The following is a 20,239-nucleotide window of genomic DNA, read 5'->3' on the forward strand; positions in this document are numbered from 1 at the left end:
TCCTTTGTACTCACCCGAGAATCTCTCTCGCGGCTTTCCTCCGGGCGCTTCCCTTCGGTCTTGCGTTTCCGACTCTATCAGATCTTTTCTCGACCTGATCCCCAGTCAGCGGGGTTTGTCTTCCCGGCCCTTCGGCTGTTCCGACGTCTCAAACCTTAGCGGATCCTCTCGGTGATTCCCAATCGAGCCGATCGGGGCCGCCGAGTCCCATTCGGAATTGAATTCGGGCATGCCGAATTCGTTCCCGGGGGGAGGTCGTGCTGATGGTTTGTTGCCGCTCGCGCGGCGGAAGGTGCTGCCGGAGAACCGTTACGGCTCCGCGGCAACCCGAAGAACTTTACGGATCGGACGGGAGGCTGTCAAGCACTGCTTGTCCATCCGTCCGTAAGGATCTGGAGGCCCTGGTCAGTCGAGGTCGCTGAGGCGGCCGCCCGCGTCCGGCTGCGCGTGCTCCACCCGGCGAAGGAGCCGGGTGAGGACCTCGCCGAGGGCAGTTCGGTCGTCCGGGGACAGGTCCTGGAGGAGGTCCTCCTCGAAGACCGTCGCGAGGCGCATCGCCTCCAGCCACTTCTCGCGGCCTTCGGAGGTCAGCTCCACGATCACCCGTACACGGTTGTTCTCGTCGCGCTCCCGGGTCACCAGTCCCTCGGCGACCATGCGGTCGATCCGGTGGGTCATCGCGGCCGGCGTGAGGCCGAGGCGCTTGGCGAGCTCGCTGGGGCCCAGCCGGTAGGGGGCGCCGGACAGGACGAGAGCCTTGAGGACCTCCCACTCGGCGTTGCTGATGCCGAGGGCGGCGGTCTGGCGGCCGTAGGCGACGTTCATGCGGCGGTTCAGCCGCGACAGCGCCGAGACGATCTTCTCGACCTGCGGATCGAGGTCCTGGAACTCGCGCTGGTAGGCCGCGATCTGTTCTTCGAGGGTCGGCTCTGTGGCACCGGGGGTGTCGCCCATGGATCGCAGTATGGCACGGAGCCGTTGGCGTTGAAGTCCTTCTGTATGTACTCTTTACATTCAAAGTTTAGCTTCGAAGTCTTCAGGCCTAACCTCTGACGGCTTCGCCATCCTGAGAGAGGTGAACGTGACCAGGGCGATGGGCGCAGCGATGCGCCGGATCCACGTGGGTAACGCACTCAGCGCCTTCGGGCTCGGCTTCACGGTCCCCTACCTGTACGTCTACGTGGCGCAGGTGCGGGGGCTGGGGGCCATGACGGCGGGGCTCGTCCTCGCCGTCTTCGCCGTGGCCGCGCTGATCGTGCTGCCGTTCGCCGGGCGGGCCATCGTCCGGCGCGGGCCGCTGCCGGTTCTGCTCACCGCCCTGGTCACCGCCGCCGTGGGGGCACTGAGCCTCGGGCTCGCGAGCAACGCGACCGCCGTACTGCTGTCGGCGGCGGCGCTGGGTGCCGGGCAGGCGGTGATGCAGCCGGCGCTGGCGACGATGATCGTGGACTGCTCGTCGGCGGAGACGCGGTCGCGGGCGTTCGCGACGCAGTTTTTTCTGCAGAACCTCGGGCTCGGCGTCGGTGGCCTCATCGGAGGGCACCTCGTCGACGCGACGCGGGCCTCGTCGTTCACCCTGCTGTTCGCGATCGAGGCGGCGATGTTCCTGCTTCTGGTCGTGGTGATGGTGACCGTGCGGATGCCGCGCTCGCCGCGGATCGAGGACGCCCCGGCCGCGGCCGCGTCCGCCAAGGGCAGCTGGAAGCAGCTGTTGGGGAACCGGGCGATGGTGCAGCTGTGCGTGCTCGGGTTCGTGCTGTTCTTCGCCTGCTACGGGCAGTTCGAGTCGGGGCTCAGTGCGTACGGGGTCGAGGCCGCCGGGATCTCCACGTCCGCGCTGGGGACCGCGCTGGCCGCCAACACCGCGATGATCGTCGTGGCGCAGTTCCTGGTGCTGAGGTTCGTCGAGCGGCGTCGGCGCTCGCGGATGATCGCCGTGGTGGGTCTGATCTGGGCGGTCGCCTGGATCGCGGCGGGGTACGCCGGGCTGGGGCACGGCAGTCAGGAGATGGCGACGGCCGCCTTCGTCTCGACGTACGCGCTGTTCGGGCTCGGTGAGGCGATGCTGTCGCCGACGGTGGCCCCGCTCGTCGCCGATCTCGCGCCGCGGGGGATGGCGGGGCAGTACAACTCCGCCTTCGCCCTGGTGAAGCAGCTGGCGCTGGCCGTCGGGCCGGCGGTGGGCGGGCCCATGGGGGCCTCGCTGCACGCGCCGTACATCGTGACTTTCCTGCTGTTCTCGCTGGGGATCACCGTCCTCGCGCTGCGGCTCGGGCGGCGGCTGACCGAGGCGCAGGATCAGCCGTGGCGGGCGCGCAGCCGTGTCGTGACACGGGGCGGGGCCGCGGAGCCGGTGCCGGCGGAGGCATAGCCCCCGGCCGGCTGCCACGCCGTCACGCCGTCACCCCGAACAAGTCGTCACGTCGTCACGTCGGCTTGTTCGGCAGCGCGAACTCGCACCACACCGCCTTCCCGCCGCCGGGTGTTCTGCGGCTGCCCCAGGACGAGGCGATCGTCGCCACGATCGCGATGCCACGGCCCGACTCGTCGCCCGGTTCCGCCCGGCGGCGGCGGGGCAGGTGGTCGTCGCCGTCGGTGACCTCGACGATCAGGCGGCGGTCGGTGCGGCGCAGGCGCAGCCGCATGGGTGGGGTGCCGTGCTGGAGGGAGTTGGCCACCAGTTCGCTGGCGGCCAGGACGCCCAGGTCGTGCAGTTCGGCCGGGAAGCGCCAGCTGCTCAGGACTCCGGAGGCGAAGGCACGCGCGCGTGGGGCCGCTTCCACGCCGCCGAGGAGTTCCAGGGCGGCGTTGCGGAAAAGGTCGCTGTCGGCGCCGGTGCGGGCCGGGTGTTGGAGCACGAGGACGGCCACGTCGTCGTCGTGGTCGGCGGTGACGCCGGCCGAGCGGAGCAGGCGGTCGCAGATCACCTGGGGCGTGCCCCTGGCGCCGGCCAGCGCACGCTGGAGGGCCTCGATGCCCTCGTCGAGGTCGGCGTCCCGGCGTTCGACCAGGCCGTCGGTGTAGAGGACGGCCGTGGAGCCGGGGGCGAGCGGGACCGAACCCGAGGCGTGCATCCAGCCGCCGGTGCCGAGGGGCGGGCCGTTGGGCTCATCGGCACGCAGGACCGTGCCGTTCTCGTCGCGGACGAGGATGGGGAGGTGGCCCGCGGAGGCGTACACCAGCCGACCCTCGTTCGGGTCGTGGATGGCGTACACGCACGTGGCGATCTGGTTGGCGTCGATCTCCGTGGCGAGGCCGTCGAGGAGCTGGAGGACCTCGTGCGGGGGGAGGTCGAGGCGGGCGTAGGCGCGGACGGCCGTGCGGAGCTGGCCCATGACCGCCGCGGCGCGCACGCCCCTGCCCATGACGTCGCCGATCACGAGGGCCGTGCGGCCGCCGCCGAGGGTGATCACGTCGTACCAGTCGCCGCCGACCGCGGCCTCCGTGCCGCCCGGCTGGTAGGCGACGGCGATGCGCAGGTCGTCCGGCTGTTCGAGCTCCTGGGGGAGCAGGGACCTCTGGAGGGTCACGGCCGTCTCGCGCTGGCGGCGTTCGCTGGCTCTGACGCGCTCGGCCGCCTCGGCGTGGTCGGTGACGTCGGTGGCGAAGATCAGGACGCCGGCTCCGTCGCCGTCGGCCACGGGGGTGCAGGTGAAGGTGTAGGAGCGGCCGTCGGGGGCCTTGCGGGACTTGACCGTGCGGGGCTTGCCGCTGCGCAGGACCTGGTCGAGGAGGGGCAGCAGGCCCAGCTCGCGGAGTTCGGGGAGGGCCTCGCCGGCCGGTTCGCCCGCCGGGCGGCCGCCGAAGGCCGTGGCGTAGGCGTCGTTGATGTAGGCGAGGCGGTGGTCGGGGCCGTGGACGAGGGCGACGAGTGCGGGGACGCGCTCCAGGACCTCGCGTACCGGCAGTTCGTCGACGGCGGGGGCCGACGGTGGGTCGTCGGTCAGCTGTTCGGCGCGGGCCGCGGGGACGGAGCCGTCCCCGCGGCGGTCCGGGGCGACCCCCTGGTCGGTCCGCGCTGCGGCGCGGCGCTGCGTTCCGGGGAGCCGGGCGCTCCAGCGCGTGAAGTTCACGAATCCTTGCCTCGTGTAGTCGTCGTCGACCGGCTCCGGACCTGGCCCGGTCCCCCGGGGGTGGCATGGCGGTGGCCACGCCCTGTTACGACCCCTGGGAAGTGCAGCACTTGGGAAAAGCCTCGTGGGTTCGGTGGCCGGGGTGGGCGGCGGCCCGCCCCGGCGCGGGGACCAGTCTGGCAGTGTGGCCGACCGGGCCGACATCCGTCAGACGCGGGGGTGGCCGCAGGAGTTCCTCGGGAAGGTCAGGTCGACCCCTTCGGGTCGTAAGGAGGCTTTCCACCGGCCGCGAGTTCGAACTCCGCTCGGGGATGTTCGAGTGAACCGAGGGAGACGATCTCCCGTTTGAAGAGGCCGGCGAGGACCCATTCGGCGAGCACGCGCGCCTTGCGGTTGAACGTCGGCACCCTGCTCAGGTGGTAGGCCCGGTGCATGAACCACGCGGGGTAGCCCTTCACTTTGCGCCCGTAGACGTGGGCGACGCCCTTGTGCAGTCCGAGGGAGGCGACCGAGCCGGCGTACCTGTGGCCGTACGTCTGGAGGGGCTCGCCGCGCAGGGAGTGGACGACGTTGTCGCCCAGAACCTTCGCCTGGCGGAGCGCGTGCTGGGCGTTGGGGGCGCACTCCGTGCCGGGCGCGCCGGCGGTGACGTCGGGAACGGCGGCGGCGTCACCCGCGGCCCACGCGTGCGCGTGCCCCTCGACCGCCAGCTCCGGGGTGCATCGCAGACGGCCACGGCCGTTGAGCGGCAGGTCGGTGGCGGCGAGCAGGGGGTGGGCTTTGACGCCGGCCGTCCAGACGACCGTGCGCGTGGGGAAGCGCTGTCCGTCGCTGAGCACCGCCACCCGGTCGGCGCAGGACTCCAGGCGGGTCTCCAGGAGGACCTGGATGTTGCGGCGGCGCAGCTCGGTGATCGTGTAGCGGCCGAGTTCCTCGCCCACCTCGGGGAGGATGCGGCCGGTCGCCTCGACGAGGATCCACTTCAGGTCCTCGGGGCGGATGTTGTGGTAGTAGCGCGTGGCGTAGCGGGCCATGTCCTCCAACTCGCCGAGCGCCTCGACGCCCGCGTAGCCGCCGCCGACGAAGACGAAGGTGAGGGCCGCGTCCCGGATGTCGGGGTCGCGGGTGGAGGAGGCGATGTCCATCTGCTCGATGACGTGGTTGCGCAGGCCGATGGCCTCCTCGACGGTCTTGAAGCCGATGCCGTGGTCGGCGAGACCTGGGACGGGCAGGGCCCGCGAGACCGAGCCGGGGGCGAGCACCAGTTCGTCGTACGGCAGCGGTTCGAGGCCGGCGCCCTCCTCCTCGGTGGCGAGGGTGGCGAGAGTCGCGAGGCGTTTGGCGTGCTGGACGGAGCGGACCTCTCCGACGATCACCCGGCAGTCGGGCAGGACGCGGCGCAGCGGTACGACGACGTGGCGCGGGGAGATGGAACCGGCGGCCGCCTCGGGAAGGAACGGCTGATAGGTCATATATGGGTCAGGGGTGACGAGCGTGATCTCGACCTCACCCCGACCGAGCTCCCGCCTCAGCTTCCGCTGCAGGCGCAGGGCCGTGTACATCCCGACGTAGCCGCCGCCGACAACGAGAATGCGCGCTCGTTCCTTCACCATCCCATGACGCACCCGGCGCTCGCGTTTGTCCACAGCCTCGACAATTTGTGTGACCGGGCTGGGAGCGGGCCCATGGTTGGCCGAAACGACCGGTCGTGCGGGAGCCGTGCAGGTCAGGAGGCGTGAGCCGGGTGGAGTAAGGGGGCGCAATCGGGACGTATACGACCCGTACTCCGATCGGGGGGCGCTCCGTGCGGAACCTGCCCCTTCTGAATTGACTGTCTCTCAACTATGTTCGTGTGTCGACGGGGTGTAGGGGGATACGCCCGTCGGTTCTCGGGTTCGCGACGGGCGGCCCGGTGGCCCGGCGGGCAGGCTCGCGGTAGGGGCCTGTTCCCGGCGCTCCGGCTGCCGAATGCGGGGAGTGTCTCCGGGGGGAGACATCATTACCGGGGGATTTCGTATGCAGATTCAGGACTCTCGTTGGTCATCCGCAACTGCCGTCGCACCTGGTGGCGCGGTCGCGGCGGCGAGCAACGGACGCGGGGACGGCCCGCGGACCGCGCCGCTGCGGGTGGACGCACAGCGCAATCTCGAACACGTACTGCGGGCCGCGCGCGAGGTCTTCGGTGAGCTGGGTTACGGCGCGCCGATGGAGGACGTGGCACGCCGCGCCCGCGTGGGCGTCGGCACGGTGTACCGCCGCTTCCCGAGCAAGGACGTCCTGGTGCGGCGGATAGCCGAGGAGGAGACCTCCCGGCTGACCGACCAGGCCCGGGCGGCGCTCGGCCAGGAGGACGAGCCGTGGTCGGCCCTGTCGCGCTTCCTGCGCACGTCGGTGGCGTCCGGCGCCGGGCGGCTGCTGCCGCCGCAGGTGCTGCGGGTCGGCGTCCCCGAGGAGGAGGAACTCGACGGGACGCGTGTGCCGCAGCAGCGGACCCAGCCGGGCGGCGGTGAGCTGCGGCTGGTGCCGGAGCCGCCGGCGGCCGGGGACGACGCCGGTGCGGCGGCGCTGCTCGACGTGGTGGGCCGGCTCGTGGAGCGGGCGCGCGCGGCGGGCGAGCTGCGGCCGGACGTGTCGGTCTCCGACGTCCTGCTGGTGATCGCGACGGCGGCGCCCGCGCTGCCGGACGCGGCGCAGCAGGCGGCGGCCTCGGCACGGCTGCTGGACATCCTCCTGGAGGGTCTGCGGTCGCGGCCGATGTGACGGAGGGCGTGGGCGCGACCCGCCCACGCCTCGCCCGTCCCTGCCCAGCCCCTGTCTCACGGTGCCCTGTTGTCCCGCCTCGAACGGCTGAGTTCTAGCACTGGCTCACGACAGGCCGCCACGGACGGGTGGATGGTTCGCACGACCGCCTCCTGAACAAAAGCCAATATGGCAACCTGGCCCCTGTTCGGGACTGGCTGGGCAGGCGGCGGGGGCTTTCCGCGATGGGTTTTGACGGGCGGGACGAGTCACTCGGTGACGGGGACGGCGAGGCCGACGGCCTGCCCGCACCCCAGGTACCGGCGCAGCGCGACCGGCGGGACGACGGCGTCCTGCCGCCGCCGATCGAGCTGCCGCCGTCCGACGCCGAGCTGATCGGCCGGATGCGCGCGGGCGACGACAGCGCCTACGAGGAGCTGTACCGCCGCCACGCCGAGGCCGTACGCCGGTACGCGCGCACGTGCTGCCGCGATCCGCACACCGCCGACGACCTGACCGCCGAGGTCTTCGCCCGCGTGCTCCAGGCGGTCCGCGGCGGGCACGGCCCTGAGCACGCCGTACGCGCGTATCTGCTCACCACCGTCCGGCGCGTGGCCGCGAGCTGGACGAACTCCGCCAGGCGCGAGCAACTGGTAGACGACTTCGCGGTGTTCGCCGCCCAGGCCGGGCGGGCCTCCGAGGTGTCCGACACCGACACCCTGGACCTGGGCGCGGACGTGCGCGCCATGCACGCCGCCGAACAGTCCCTGGCCATGCGGGCGTTCCGTTCGCTGCCGGAGCGCTGGCAGGCCGTGCTGTGGCACACCGAGGTCGAGGACGAGTCGCCGAGCGAGGTCGCCACGCTCTTCGGGCTCGACGCCAACGGCACCCGCGTCCTCGCCTCCCGCGCCCGTGAGGGTCTCAGGCAGGCCTATCTCCAGGCCCACGTCAGCGCGACGCTCACCAGCGACGAGGAGTGCGCCCGCTACGCCGACCAGCTCGGCACGTACGCCCGTCGCAGGCTGCGCACCCGTGCCGAGCGGGGGCTGCGCCAGCACCTGGAGGAGTGCGCGAAGTGCCGGCTGGCCGCGAGCCAGATCGAGGACCTCGCGAGCAGCATCCCCGCGGTGGTGCCGGTCGCGGTCATCGGCTGGTTCGGGGCCGCCGGCTACGCCAAGGTGGCCGGGATCGTCGCGGGCGCGGCCGGTGCGGCGGGGGCCGTCTCCGCTGCGGGCGGCTCGGCGGCAGGCGGGGCGACAGGGGGCGGGGCAGCGGGCGGCTCGGCGGCCGGCGGGGCCGGTGGCGGCAGCGGTGCGGCCGCCGGCGGTTCGTCCGGTGGGGCGAGCGGTGGGGGCGGGGCAGCGGCGTCCGAGGGCCTGGGAGCGCCCGTGAAGGCCGGGATCGCGGCGGGCATCGCCGCCACGGCGATCGCGGTCGTGGCCCTCGCCCTGGCAGGCGACGACCAGCCGGCCGACAACAAGCCGACGGCCAAGCCCCCCGCGTCGGCCCCGGCCGCACAGCCGGAGCCGCCCACGCCCACCCCGTCGGAGCCGGCCCCGCACCCACCCCCGGCACCCCCCGCGCCCCCGGTCGTCCCGGCGGCCGACCCGGCCCCGAGGCCCACCCCCTCACCGACCCCGGAGCCGAGCCCCACCCCCACGCCCAGGCCGACCCCGACCCTGACGCCGAGCCCCGCCCCGACGCGGGAACCGACTCCGCCCCCGGCACCCACCCCGCCCCCGCCGCCCGTCTCCTACGAGCTCAGTGAGCTCTCCTACGACGTCACGGGCGACGGCACCGAGCCCGAACTGCGGCTGAGCGGGAGCAGCTGGGTGTGGCAGCGCCACGGCCTGTCGATCGGCGGGACGCGGTACGCGCGCGGGGTGACCGTCCACGCCCGCTCGTCCGTCACCGTCGAGCTCAATCGACCGTGCACGTCGTACGAGGCCCTGGTGGGCGTCGACGACTCGATGCTGGGCCTGGGCAAGGTCTACTTCTCCGTCTACGCCGACGGCACCCGGCTCTGGAAGTCCGACCTGATCAGGGGCGGGGACGCGGCGACGCCGGTGCGGGTGAACCTCATCGGGCACAGCACGGTGCGCCTGGTCGTGGAAGCGCACGGCCACTTCGACGGCCTGGCCGTGGCGGACTGGGCGGAGTCGAGGTTCCGGTGCGGGTGAGGCTCATCCGCCGGACGCCAGCGCTCCCCGGCGTGGTGTGATCCCGGCGGGCACCGCACGCGCGCGTGCGGGTGTCCCGGTCCAGCAGGTGCCCCGCCGGGCCAGCAGCCGTCGTAGCCACAGCTCCAGGGACACCAGGTCCGCAAGGCCGTCCAGGGGCAGCGACTCGCCCTGGGTGGCGGCCCGCAGGGCCTTGCGGACGACGCGGGCCTCGACCAGCCCGGCCTCCGCCAGCAGGGGTGTGTCGAACAGCGCCATCAGAGAGTCGACCGCGACCCGGAGACCGGCCCGGGAGGCGGCCGCCGCCGGTGCGTGGGAGGGGGCGCCCCAGCCGGGCGGGAGGTCGGTGATGCCGGCGCCCCGCAGGACCCTGCGCAGGATCGCGGCGCGCGCCCCGGGCTGGACCCGCAGGGCCTCCGGCAGGGCGCGGCAGGCCCGGACGACCTGGTTGTCGAGGAACGGCGCGTGCAGGCGCTGGAAGCGGATCTCGGCGGCCTGTTCCAGTACCCGGATGTCGGCCGCCGTGCGGGCGAGGGCGGCCCGCGCACGGAAGTCGCCCGGCCGCTGACCGGGTCCGAGCCCGGCGCCGGAGCGATGGGTGGCCCCCTGCAAGCGAATCGATACTTCTGCCAGTGCCTCCCCCGTCAGCCAGCGGGCGGCCGGACCGGGTCTGGCCCAGTTCAGCGCGGCGAGCGAGGCGCCGACCGCGCCGCCGGGTTCCTCGAACCGCTTCTGCAGCAGCCGGTCGGCGAGGCTCTCCAGGCCCGACCCGTAGGGCGTGCGGGCGAGCCGCCGGGCCGCCGCGTACACGCGCGCGGGGACCAGTACGGACCCGTCGGCCTTGGCGAGGGCGGCCACCGGCCGGACCAGATGGCGTCTGCGCCGGTCCATCAGCAGGTCGGCGAGGCGGGCCGGATGGGCGTCCAGCACCTGACGGGCGCCGTAGCCGGTGAGGTGGTCCGCGCTGCCGGAGGCGAGCCGGGCGCGGTGCCGGACGGCCGTCACCAGGCTGGCGCCGGGTTCGTCGGTCAGGGGGCCTTCCAGGGTGGCGTACGGCAGGGTCTCCTCGCCGCCCGCCACCACCACGTGGTGGAGGCGCGGGTTGGCGGCGAGCGCCCCGGCCCGCTCCAGCTCGGCCTCCCGGCCGCCCACCGCCAGATCGTTGAACGTGACCGCCAGCAGCCGCTCCCCGGCGCCCGTGCCGTGTCCCAGCACCGTTCCCGGCATCCCGGGCAGCCCGGCCGCCAGGAGTGCCAGCGTCCCCGAGGCGGGCCCGCCCGACAGGTCCGCCCCGATGCCGGGTACCGGCATCCCGCGCGCGGCACGTCGTTCGGCGGGGCCCATGCCGGGGACGGGCCCGGGGTCGATGTCGGCTCCGGGCACGTGCCGCGGGGCGGCGAGGCGGGCGCGGACGGCCTCGACCAGGGCGTCGCGGACGGCGTCGACCGCGCGGTCGGGGTCGGCGGGCGGCGCGGCGACGGCCAGCGAGGCGACCTGCTCGTACCCGGCGACCTCGCGGGCCCCGGTACGCAGGATGAGCGCGTGTCCCGGGGGGATGCGGCGCACGCCGTCGTACGGGGTGGAGTCGTGCAGGGCGGCGGGGACGTCGGGGGCGGCCAGCAGGGCGGCGAGGTGGCCGAAGTCGAGGTTGGCCTCGATGAGGTCGGCCAGCGGCAGGGCGGCGGTCGCATAGGCGGTGCCGCCCGCCCAGGGGGTGTGGAATACGGGTCTCGCGCCCGCCAGATCGCCGCAGACCGTGATGCGGCGGCCGACCTGGACGACCGCCGTGTAGCTGCCGGGCCAGGCCGTCAGATGGCGAAGTGCCCCTCCGCGCGCGGTGAACAGCCCGAGCCGCAGCTCCTCGTCGGTGGCGCCGCAGGTGCCGAGGACGGCGACACGGGTCTGGGCGTCGGCCGAGACCAGTCGGACCTCGTCCGGGCGCCAGTCACCGACCGCCCACAGCGGATCCGGGTCGCCCCACAGGAGTTGGGAGCCGACCGGGTGCAGGGTCTCGCCGTCGAAGCCGGTCGCGCCTGCCGAACCGATCCGGGCGGCTCCCGCGGCGGTGCTGCTCCACCCCACCAACCACCGCATCGACGCCTCCACAGGCTGTGGACAACCAGTGCACCGTACGAACCGGTTCACCATGCTGCCACGAAGAACGCGCCGCAGAGCGGCGGCGGTGCCGCTTGTGATCCCCCGAATGCGCCCCGCGCACCGCCTCGCGTGACCCCGGAACACCCCGGAGATACCCTGGAATCCGACCGCTGACGCATCGCATGCTGCCCCAACAGCAGCTTGCCACAAGGAAACTGCGACGCGAATGCGCCCCTGACACGCCCCCTGAAAACCCCAACGCGCCCTCAAACTCCGTGGTGGACGCGGAAGTCACCTACGGAGGGCGGGGTCGATTTTCGGCCAAATCGACCCCGGGCAAGTGCACGTGCATACGCTCCGTGCACGCTCCGTGCAGGCTCTGCGCACCGGTCGGACCACGCACGGTCCGGGAGGCGGAGTACGCCTCCCGGACCGGTCCGCCGCCCGCGGGGATTGAGGCGGCGGTATCCCCCAGCCCACTGGTCCAGTACAGCGGGCCGACCCACGCAGAGCCATGGAACCGCTCCCCCGATGGCCGGAGAAGAGCGCACGGACGGGCGCACGGCCACACAATGGGAGCACGCCACAACTGTGCGTATCGGGACCGTACTTCCGTACGGACCACAATCCCGCCATCCGGAACAATGCCCCTTAACGCTTGGGATGCGGCGAACTACGCTGGGTTTACGAATGCCGCATGGTTATGCCAGCGCGGCAGCCGTCTGTGTCGAGGGGTGGCGCATGTCCAGGGAGCAACGCGGGCCGAACGAAAAGCTCGGCGCCGTTCTCGCCCTCGCGGGAATCAGCAACGCGGGACTCGCACGACGCGTCAACGACCTTGGCGCCCAGCGCGGGTTGACGCTTCGCTACGACAAGACGTCGGTCGCGCGCTGGGTGTCGAAGGGAATGGTGCCGCAGGGCGCCGCGCCGCACCTCATCGCGGCCGCGATCGGCCAGAAGCTGGGCCGTCCGGTGCCGCTCCACGAGATCGGCCTGGCGGACGCGGATCCCGCGCCGGAGGTGGGCCTCGCCTTCCCCCGGGACGTCGGGCAGGCCGTGCGGTCGGCGACGGACCTGTACCGCCTCGACCTCGCCGGGCGCCGGGCCGGCTCCGGCGGCATCTGGCAGTCGCTCGCCGGCTCGTTCGCGGTGAGCGCATACGCGACGCCCGCCTCACGGTGGCTGATAACCCCGGCCGACAGCTCGGTCGCGCGCGAGGTGAACCCGGCGGAGGGGTCCGGCGCACCGATCAAAGTCGGCCACAGCGATGTGCAGAAGCTGCGGGAGGCCGCGGAGGACGCCAGGCGCTGGGACTCCAAGTACGGGGGCGGCGACTGGCGTTCGTCGATGGTGCCGGAGTGCCTGCGGGTGGAGGCGGCGCCGCTGCTGCTCGGCGCCTACTCCGACGAGGTCGGGCGCGCACTGTTCGGGGCGAGCGCCGAGCTGACCCGGCTCGCCGGGTGGATGGCCTTCGACACCGGCCAGCAGGAGGCCGCGCAGCGGTACTACATCCAGGCCCTGCGGCTGGCCCGGGCCGCGGCGGACGTGCCGCTCGGGGGCTACGTCCTGGCCTCGATGTCCCTCCAGGCGACCTACCGGGGCTTCGGAGACGAGGGGGTCGACCTCGCGCAGGCCGCGCTGGAGCGCAACCGGGGGCTGGCCACCGCCCGCACGATGAGCTTCTTCCGCCTGGTCGAGGCACGCGCCCACGCGCGGGCGGGTGACGCGCAGGCGGCCGGGGCGGCCCTGAAGGCGGCGGAGGGCTGGCTGGAACGCTCCCGCGACGGGGACCACGACCCGTCCTGGCTGGGTTTCTACTCGTACGACCGTTTCGCGGCCGACGCCGCGGAGTGCTACCGCGATCTGAAGGCGCCCCGGCAGGTGCGGCGGTTCACCGAGCAGGCGTTGTCGAAGCCGACGGAGGAGTTCGTCCGCTCGCACGGGCTGCGGCTCGTGGTGTCCGCGGTCGCCGAACTGGAGTCCGGGAACCTCGATGCGGCGTGCGAGCAGGGGGTGCGGGCGGTGGAGGTCGCGGGGCGGATATCGTCCGCGCGGACCACGGAGTACGTGAAGGATCTACTGCATCGGCTGGAACCGTACGGTGACGAGCCGCGCGTGGTGGAGTTGCGCGAGCGGGCCCGGCCGCTGCTGATGACGCCGGCGTAGCGCGGCCTGCCGCCGTCGCGCGTCCGACGCCGCCCGCGGCCGCGGCACGGCCTGCGGGTTTGAGGGCGTTGTCAGTGGCGCAGTGCACTATCGAGAGCGGGAGGTGGTGCGGGTGCGGGCTGTCGCTTACGACTGTGACGTGCTGGTGATCGGCGGCGGGATCGTCGGCCTGTCGGCGGCGTACGCCCTCACGCGCGCCGCGCCGGGGACACGGGTGACGGTCCTGGAGAAGGAGGCCGGCCCGGCCCGGCACCAGACGGGGCACAACAGCGGCGTCATCCACAGCGGGATCTACTACCGCCCCGGCTCGCTCAAGGCGCGGTACGCGGTGCGGGGCGCGGCCGAGATGGTGAAGTTCTGCGCGGAGTACGACATCGCGCACGCGGTCACCGGCAAGCTGATCGTCGCCACCGAGCGCGCCGAGCTGCCCCGGCTGCACTCCCTCGTGCAGCGCGGCCGGGAGAACGGCATTCCGGTGCGGGAACTGGTCGCGGCGCAGATCACGGAGTACGAACCAGGGGTGCGGGGCCTGGCGGCCATACACGTCGGGACGACCGGGGTGTGCGACTTCGTCGCGGTCGCCCGGCAGCTGGCCGAGGCCTCGGGCGCCGAGATCCGCTACGGCGCGCAGGTGGTGCGCGTCGACCGGCGCCCGGAGCTGGGGGTCGCCGTGCGGACGGCGGACGGGGCCGTGGTGCGCGGGCGGGTCCTGGTGAACTGCGCCGGGCTGTACTGCGACGAGGTCGCCCGGATGACCGGCGACGACCCCGGCATGCGGATCGTCCCGTTCCGGGGGGAGTACTACGAGCTGGCGCGGCCCGAGCTGGTGCGCGGACTGGTCTATCCGGTCCCCGACCCGGCGTTCCCGTTCCTCGGAGTGCACCTCACACGCGGCATCGACGGCGGCGTCCACGTCGGCCCCAACGCCGTCCCGGCGCTCGCCCGTGAGGGCTACGACCGGGGTGTGGTCCGGCCCCGTGAGCTGGCCCGGACGCTGGCCTGGCCCGGAGCGTGGCGGATAGCGGGCCGGCACTGGCGCTACGGGGGCGGCGAGCTGTGGCGGTCGGTGTCGAAGGGCGCGTTCACCCGTGCGGTACGGCGGCTGCTGCCCGCGGTGACGGAGGAGGACCTGGTCCCGTCTGAGGCAGGGGTGCGGGCCCAGGCGGTGCTCCGGGACGGCACGCTGGTGGACGACTTCCTGATCCACGAGGGCGCCCGCGCCGTCCACGTGCTGAACGCCCCGTCCCCAGCGGCCACGGCGTCCCTGCCGATCGGCCGGGAGGTGGCCCGCCGCGCACTGGGCGCACTGAGCCGTGCGTGACCGTGGCCGCGTGGGGCGCTGCGAGCCGGCGTCCGGGATTGCCGGGCCGTGGGCGGGCGGTGTCAGGCCGTATGGGCGGGCAGTGTCGGGCCGTATGGGCGGGCGGTGTCAGGCCGTGTGCGGGCGGTATCGGGCCGTATGGGCGGGCGGTGTCAGGCCGTGTGCGGCGGTATCGGGCCGTGTGCGGCGGTATCGGGCCGTATGGGCGGGCGGTGTCAGGCCGTGTGCGGCGGTATCGGGCCGTGGGCGGCGATATCGGGCCGTATGGGCCGGCGGTGTCAGGCCGTGTGCGGGCGTGCCTCGCCGAGGCTCGTGCGGGTGCTGCCGGCCCGGCCGGTCCTGCCCCGCGGCAGCGGCCGCGCACCCTCTCGTGCCCCCGCGCCCCCGCCGCCCGCGCACCACGAACCCACCCACCCGGGACCCCGTAAAATCGACCCCACTGTGTCTGACTCGCTGAACACCCCCGAAGCCCCCCACCCCACCCCCGACGCCGTCGCCCCACGGGTGCGGGTCAAGGGGGAGCCGCGTTTCCCGGACGGGCCGAAGGCGGACCCCGCCGGGTCGCACTTCGAGCGGCGGATCCGGAGTTTCCAGCCGCGGCGGAGCCGGGTGACTTCGGGGCAGGCGGACGCGTTGCAGCGGCTGTGGTCCAAGTGGGGGCTGGACGTCGACGGCTCGAGGGTCCTCGACCTCGCCGAGTTCTTCGGCAACGACAACCCCGTCGTGCTGGAGATCGGCTTCGGCATGGGCGAGGCCACCGCCCGGATGGCCGCCGCCGACCCGGACACCAACATCCTCGCCGTGGACGTACACACCCCCGGCCAGGGCAATCTGCTCAACCTCGCCGACCAGAGCGGCGTCGGCAACATCCGGGTGGCCAACGGCGACGCGATCATCCTGCTGCACGAGATGCTCACCCCGGACTCCCTCGACGGGCTGCGCGTCTTCTTCCCGGACCCCTGGCCCAAGAAGCGGCACCACAAGCGGCGGCTGATCCAGCCGGCCTTCCTCACCCTCGCCGCGACCCGGCTGAGGCCAGGCGCGATCGTGCACTGCGCGACGGACTGGGAGCCGTACGCCGAGGTGATGCTGGAGGTGCTCACCGCGCACCCCGCCTTCGCGAACACCCGGCCCGGCGGAGGTTTCGCGCCGCGCCCCGGCTTCCGCCCGCGCACCCGTTTCGAGGGGCAGGGGCTGGAGAAGGGTCATGTGGTGAACGACCTGCTCTTCCGCCGCGTATCGCACGAAGGTCAGCCGTAAAACCTTCCCTCGTTCGAACCTCCCCTCGTTAGGGTCAATGCCGTGGCGACCAGTCCCCCGTACCCGACGAACCCCGGCATCCCCACCGGCGGCGCCCTGCGGCACGCGCACTGGTGGCACAAGCGGTGGGTGCGGTACGGCGCGCTGATCACACTGCTCGCCCTGTCCGGCCTGGTGATCCTCGCCCTGGTCCGCGAACAGACCGGCACTCGGGGCTTCCTGGTCGGCCTCGGCCTCGCGGTCCTGCCCGTGCCGCTGCTCATAGCCGTCTTCCGCTGGCTGGACCGGGTCGAGCCCGGCCCCTGGCGGAATCTGCTGTTCGCCTTCTCCTGGGGCGCCTGCGCGGCCGCGCTGATAGCCATCATCGCGAACAGCTTCGCGACCAGATGGATAGCGACCGCGACCGCCGACCCGACCAGCGCGGACACGTGGGGCGCCACGGTCATAGCCCCGATCGTCGAGGAGTCCGCGAAGGCGGCCGCGGTCCTGCTGCTCTTCCTCTTCCGGCGCCGCGACTTCACCGGAATCCTCGACGGCGTCGTCATAGCCGGCGTCACCGCCACCGGCTTCGCCTTCACCGAGAACATCCTCTACCTCGGCACCGCTTTCGGCACCGACCAACTGGCCGGCCACAGCGGGATCGCCTCCGTGACCGCCGCGACCTTCTTCGTGCGGGTCATCATGTCGCCGTTCGCACATCCCCTGTTCACCGTGCTCACCGGCATCGGCTTCGGCATCGCCGCGCTCGCCGGGGAGCGCCAGCGGCTGCGCCGCGTCCTGCTGCCCCCGGCCGGGCTGCTGCTCGCGATGGGCATGCACGCCTTCTGGAACGGCTCGGCGACCTTCGGCGACTACGGCTTCTTCGCGGTGTACGGCGGCTTCATGGTGCCCGCGTTCGGGCTGCTGACCTGGCTGGTGATCTGGACGCGCCAGCGGGAACTGCGGACCGTCCGCGAGGAGCTCCCGGCCTACGTCGTCGCCGGCTGGCTCTCGCCCGCGCAGCCGTTCGCCCTCGGCTCGATGCGGGCCCGTCGGCTGGCCCGCGAGTACGCCGGCCACCACCTCGGCAAACCGGCGGCCCGTACGGTCGCGCAGTACGAGGCGTACGCCACGTCCCTGGCCTTCCTCCGGCGCCGGGGCCGCATGGGCCGCGCCCGTGCGGACTTCGTCGTACGGGAACGCGAGCTGCTCCAGGAGCTGTGGATCCGCCGGGAGATCGCCCGCCCGGCCCTGGAGTACGCGGCGCGGGCGACCGCGCCGCCGGTGCCGGTGCTGATGCCGCCGGTCCATGGCTGGGCGCCGATGCACGGGCACGCGGCGCCCTACCCCGCGTACAACCCGTACCGGACGTAGGACGAAGGCGGCGCGGAACAGCCCCGGACATGCGAAAACCGGCAGTCCTGACGTCGGGGGGTTGCCGTCAGGACCACCGGAGTTCGCGAGAAACCCGTGTCGGGATTCTCAGGGGTTGAGGCCCTTGCTCTGCAGCCAGGCCAGCGGGTCGATGCCACCGGAACTGCCGGTGTGCACCTCCATGTGCAGGTGGGCGCCGGTCACGTTGCCCGTCGCGCCCACGCGGCCGATCACATCGCCGGTGGCGACCTTCTGGCCGACGCTGACGCCGATCGACGACTGGTGGGCGTACCAGATCTCGGTGCCGTCATCGAGGGTCAGCACGGTCTTGTAGCCGTACGAGCCGTTCCAGCCGGCCTCGGTGATGGTGCCGCTGTGCACGGCCTTGAGGGGCGTGCCGGTCGGCGCGGCGAAGTCGAGGCCGGTGTGGTAGCCGGAGGACCACAGGGCGCCGGCCTGACCGAAGGTGGAGGTCAGGGTGTACGAGGAGGTCGGCAGCGTGAACTGCTTGGCCAGCGCCGCGAGCCGTTCGGCCTCGGCCTTCTGCCGGGCCTCCTCCTCGGCCTTCGCCTTGGCGGCGGCGGCCTTCTCCTCGGCCTCCTTCTCCGCCTTGGCGGCGGCCTCGGCGGCGGCCTTCTCGGCGGCGGCCACGGCCTGCGCGGCGGCCTTGCTCTCGACCTGCTCCTGCTGCTGCTCGGCCTGCGCGATGATGCGGGCGCGCAGGCTCTCACCGGCGTCGGTGGTGCCCTCCGCGGTGTCCACGGTGGCCGTGCCGAGGCTGCTGAGCGGGGCGCTCGCGGTCTTGGTGTCGGGGGAGTCGGAGTCGTCGTCGGCTATCAGCGAGCCGACGTTGGGCAGGTCGGGCATGGAGATCGACACCGGCGGCTTGCCGGTGTTCGCGCTCGCCATGCCGCCCGCGCCGACCGCGGCTATGACACCGACGCCGAGAACGGTGGAGCTGCGGGCGAGTCCGCCGCCGCGCTGCTTGCTGACCCGATGCCGGCCGCGTACGGGACGGATGGTCTCCGCGGTGGGATTCCACTCCTCCCACGGGCCCTCGTCGGTGCGCTGCGCGCCGTAGACGAACGTGTCGGCGCTGTCGGCGGTGCGCTGGTCCGGCACGAACGGGGCCTGTGGGGCAGGCCGGTTGGACGCCACGTGGGCGCGCTCCTTTCCTTCCTTCTCGCCTACCGGGTTAGCTGACGGGTTCGGAGCAGGAAGGTCTCCTACGCGCGTAAACCAGCCGTACTGCTACGACGGCATACGCCCGATTCACCCCAAGATGATGGTTCCCCGGTTCCCTTGTGCGGCCGATGAGGGCCTCGCGCGGGATTCGGCGCGTGCGCACGGAGCCGCCTCTTGTGACGGCTGGGACGACCGCGCTGCGTTATCGGACGTTAATAGAACCGGGGCCTGATTTCCAAGCCGTTCCACTTGATCATTAACGCTTTCTGTCGGGACGTACAGGTTCATGAACGGCGAAAATCGGGCGAGTTGACCGCGGTTCAGGGTGATCTCCACATCTGACTGTATGTCAGTTGTTATGCGGAGGGATTCCGTTCGATCACGCCTGGTGACAGTCGTCGGTCGGCCGCCGGACCGCGAGCAGCGCCATGTCGTCGGTGGTGCCGCCGCCGCTGTGCCGGCGTACCTCTTCGGTCACCGCGCACAGCAGTTCGCCGGGGCTGCGGAAGGTCCGGCCGGCCAGCCGGGCCGCGGGGTCGTAGAAGGCGCCCTGCGCGTCGCGGGCCTCCGACAGGCCGTCGGTGTACAGCAGCAGCGTCGCCCCGCCCGGGAACCGGGACTCCTCCGCACGGTCCGGCCAGGCGCCCAGCTCGCCCATCCCGAGCGGCAGCGCCGGATCACGGGCGGGCAGCGGACTCACGGTGCCGTCGGCGTACAGCATCAGCGGCGGTGGATGGCCGCGGTTGAGGATCCGTACGACCCCGTCCTCGTGCGGGATCTCGGCGAGTACGGCGGTGGTGAACCCCTCGAAGGCGTCGATCCCGTCCCGGCGGGCGCCCTCGCGCGCCAGCGCCCGCTCCAGCCGCTGTGCGACCGCCTCCAGCGTCGTCTCGTGCTCGGCGGCCTCCCGGAACGCCCCGATGACCACCGCGACCGCCGCGACCGCCCCCATGCCCTTGCCCCGCACGTCCCCGACCACCAGCCGCACGCCGTACCGGCTGTCCTGCACCGCGTAGAGATCGCCGCCGATGAAGGCGTCCGCCTGGGCGGCCTCGTAGCGCGCGGCGATCTCGAACCCGCCGATCCGCTGCATCGGTTCCGGCAGCACCGCGAGCTGGGCGGCCTCGGCGATCTCCCAGGCCGAGTCGAGGCGGGCGTGACTGCGCCGGACCAGCACGTTGATCAGCACGGCGAGGACGGCGACCGTGGCCACGGTGAGCAGTTCGGTGAACGGTTCGACCTGCATCAGGGTGCCGTACCGGACCTGCAGCCCGATGACCATGGCGACGGCCACGACGCCGGTGAGGACCGTGGCGCGGCGGGACAGGATCGGGGCGGCGACCAGCGGGGCGGCGGTGAAGAGGGGGGCGCCGGTGAAGCCCCGCGGGGTGAAGTAGTCGTAGCTGCCGCCGATGACCAGGAGCAGGGTGGGGAGCGCCCGGACGAAGGCCCGGGCGAGGGAGATCCGCCGTCCGTCGGAGGGCGGCGCGGGGGGCACGGGCGGCACCGGGCGTGCCAGCGTGGAGGAGTCGTCCCCGCGGCCGAGGGCGGCGTCGGGGACGCGGTCGCCGGATCTGGCGTGCGGCCACTCTCCCTCTGCCTCCGCAGGCCGCACTGTCGTCTCCCGTTACGCAGGTCACCGCACCAGTCCAGAGTTCCCGGAAGACAGGCGCGGGACCAGCCGGGCGGGCCGACCGGATGACAGGAGCGGGCGATGCCCGGAAACGACTCGGGGCCGGAATCCAAGATCTGGATTCCGGCCCCGGGCCTTCAGTAGCGGGGACAGGATTTGAACCTGCGACCTCTGGGTTATGAGCCCAGCGAGCTACCGAGCTGCTCCACCCCGCGTCGGTATGACACCAGTG

At 72.9% G+C, this 20,239-nt stretch carries 13 protein-coding genes, 1 tRNA gene and 1 riboswitch; of the genes, 7 read left to right on the forward strand and 7 right to left on the reverse strand.

Annotated elements, in window-relative coordinates:
* Positions 1 to 405: 405 nt before the first annotated feature.
* Positions 406 to 954 (reverse strand): MarR family transcriptional regulator, encoded by a 549-nt coding sequence (locus tag ACFV6X_RS32405; protein WP_365459379.1) that lies wholly within the window; start codon positions 952 to 954, stop codon positions 406 to 408.
* 139 nt (positions 955 to 1,093) lie between these two features.
* On the opposite strand from ACFV6X_RS32405, the gene ACFV6X_RS32410 reads away from it, so the two are divergent.
* Positions 1,094 to 2,371, forward strand: a complete 1,278-nt coding sequence (locus tag ACFV6X_RS32410; protein WP_385389755.1) for an MFS transporter — start codon at positions 1,094 to 1,096, stop codon at positions 2,369 to 2,371.
* A 55-nt stretch (positions 2,372 to 2,426) separates the two neighbouring features.
* Here the strand turns inward: ACFV6X_RS32410 and ACFV6X_RS32415 are convergent, their stop codons facing one another.
* Together ACFV6X_RS32415 and ACFV6X_RS32420 are read right to left on the reverse strand one after the other, a co-directional pair.
* A complete protein-coding gene (locus tag ACFV6X_RS32415; protein WP_385389710.1) occupies positions 2,427 to 4,073 on the reverse strand; it encodes a SpoIIE family protein phosphatase in 1,647 nt (548 codons plus the stop codon).
* Positions 4,074 to 4,318: 245 nt separating this feature from the next.
* Positions 4,319 to 5,686 carry an NAD(P)/FAD-dependent oxidoreductase gene (locus ACFV6X_RS32420; protein WP_385389711.1) on the reverse strand — a complete coding sequence of 456 codons (1,368 nt, stop codon included), beginning with the start codon at positions 5,684 to 5,686 and terminating at the stop codon, positions 4,319 to 4,321.
* A 403-nt stretch (positions 5,687 to 6,089) separates the two neighbouring features.
* Between ACFV6X_RS32420 and ACFV6X_RS32425 the strand changes: the two genes are divergently transcribed.
* Positions 6,090 to 6,833: a TetR/AcrR family transcriptional regulator gene (locus ACFV6X_RS32425; protein ID WP_385389713.1), complete on the forward strand. Its 744-nt coding sequence runs from the start codon at positions 6,090 to 6,092 to the stop codon at positions 6,831 to 6,833.
* Positions 6,834 to 7,057: 224 nt separating this feature from the next.
* Positions 7,058 to 8,992, forward strand: a complete 1,935-nt coding sequence (locus ACFV6X_RS32430; RefSeq protein ID WP_385389715.1) for a sigma-70 family RNA polymerase sigma factor — start codon at positions 7,058 to 7,060, stop codon at positions 8,990 to 8,992.
* Between the two features lie 3 nt (positions 8,993 to 8,995).
* On the opposite strand, the gene ACFV6X_RS32435 is transcribed toward ACFV6X_RS32430, so the two are convergent.
* A complete protein-coding gene (locus ACFV6X_RS32435) occupies positions 8,996 to 11,086 on the reverse strand; it encodes an asparagine synthase-related protein (RefSeq protein ID WP_385389717.1) in 2,091 nt (696 codons plus the stop codon).
* Between the two features lie 744 nt (positions 11,087 to 11,830).
* On the opposite strand from ACFV6X_RS32435, the gene ACFV6X_RS32440 reads away from it, so the two are divergent.
* The 4 genes from ACFV6X_RS32440 (at position 11,831) to ACFV6X_RS32455 (ending at position 17,189) form a co-directional block, all read left to right on the forward strand.
* Positions 11,831 to 13,255, forward strand: coding sequence for an MFS transporter (locus ACFV6X_RS32440; RefSeq protein ID WP_385389718.1), 1,425 nt, complete (start codon positions 11,831 to 11,833; stop codon positions 13,253 to 13,255).
* Positions 13,256 to 13,367: 112 nt separating this feature from the next.
* Positions 13,368 to 14,576 (forward strand): L-2-hydroxyglutarate oxidase, encoded by a 1,209-nt coding sequence (gene lhgO, locus ACFV6X_RS32445; RefSeq protein WP_385389720.1) that lies wholly within the window; start codon positions 13,368 to 13,370, stop codon positions 14,574 to 14,576.
* A 441-nt stretch (positions 14,577 to 15,017) separates the two neighbouring features.
* On the forward strand, positions 15,018 to 15,836 hold the full coding sequence (gene trmB / locus ACFV6X_RS32450) for a tRNA (guanosine(46)-N7)-methyltransferase TrmB (RefSeq protein WP_385389721.1): 819 nt from the start codon (positions 15,018 to 15,020) through the stop codon (positions 15,834 to 15,836).
* 42 nt (positions 15,837 to 15,878) lie between these two features.
* Positions 15,879 to 17,189, forward strand: a complete 1,311-nt coding sequence (locus ACFV6X_RS32455) for a PrsW family intramembrane metalloprotease (RefSeq protein ID WP_385389723.1) — start codon at positions 15,879 to 15,881, stop codon at positions 17,187 to 17,189.
* 108 nt (positions 17,190 to 17,297) lie between these two features.
* On the opposite strand, the gene ACFV6X_RS32460 is transcribed toward ACFV6X_RS32455, so the two are convergent.
* The 3 genes from ACFV6X_RS32460 to ACFV6X_RS32470 all read right to left on the reverse strand — a co-directional run bounded on the left by ACFV6X_RS32460 (position 17,298) and on the right by ACFV6X_RS32470 (position 20,222).
* Positions 17,298 to 18,347, reverse strand: a complete 1,050-nt coding sequence (locus tag ACFV6X_RS32460; protein ID WP_385389724.1) for a M23 family metallopeptidase — start codon at positions 18,345 to 18,347, stop codon at positions 17,298 to 17,300.
* 11 nt (positions 18,348 to 18,358) lie between these two features.
* Positions 18,359 to 18,538: riboswitch (cyclic di-AMP (ydaO/yuaA leader) on the reverse strand.
* Positions 18,539 to 18,753: 215 nt separating this feature from the next.
* Complete coding sequence (locus tag ACFV6X_RS32465; RefSeq protein WP_385389726.1) at positions 18,754 to 19,989, reverse strand: PP2C family protein-serine/threonine phosphatase; 1,236 nt, start codon at positions 19,987 to 19,989, stop codon at positions 18,754 to 18,756.
* Between the two features lie 159 nt (positions 19,990 to 20,148).
* Positions 20,149 to 20,222, reverse strand: a tRNA-Met gene (locus tag ACFV6X_RS32470).
* Positions 20,223 to 20,239 lie beyond the last annotated feature (17 nt).

Source organism: Streptomyces sp. NPDC059861 (assembly GCF_042731435.1).
GTDB lineage: Bacteria > Actinomycetota > Actinomycetes > Streptomycetales > Streptomycetaceae > Streptomyces.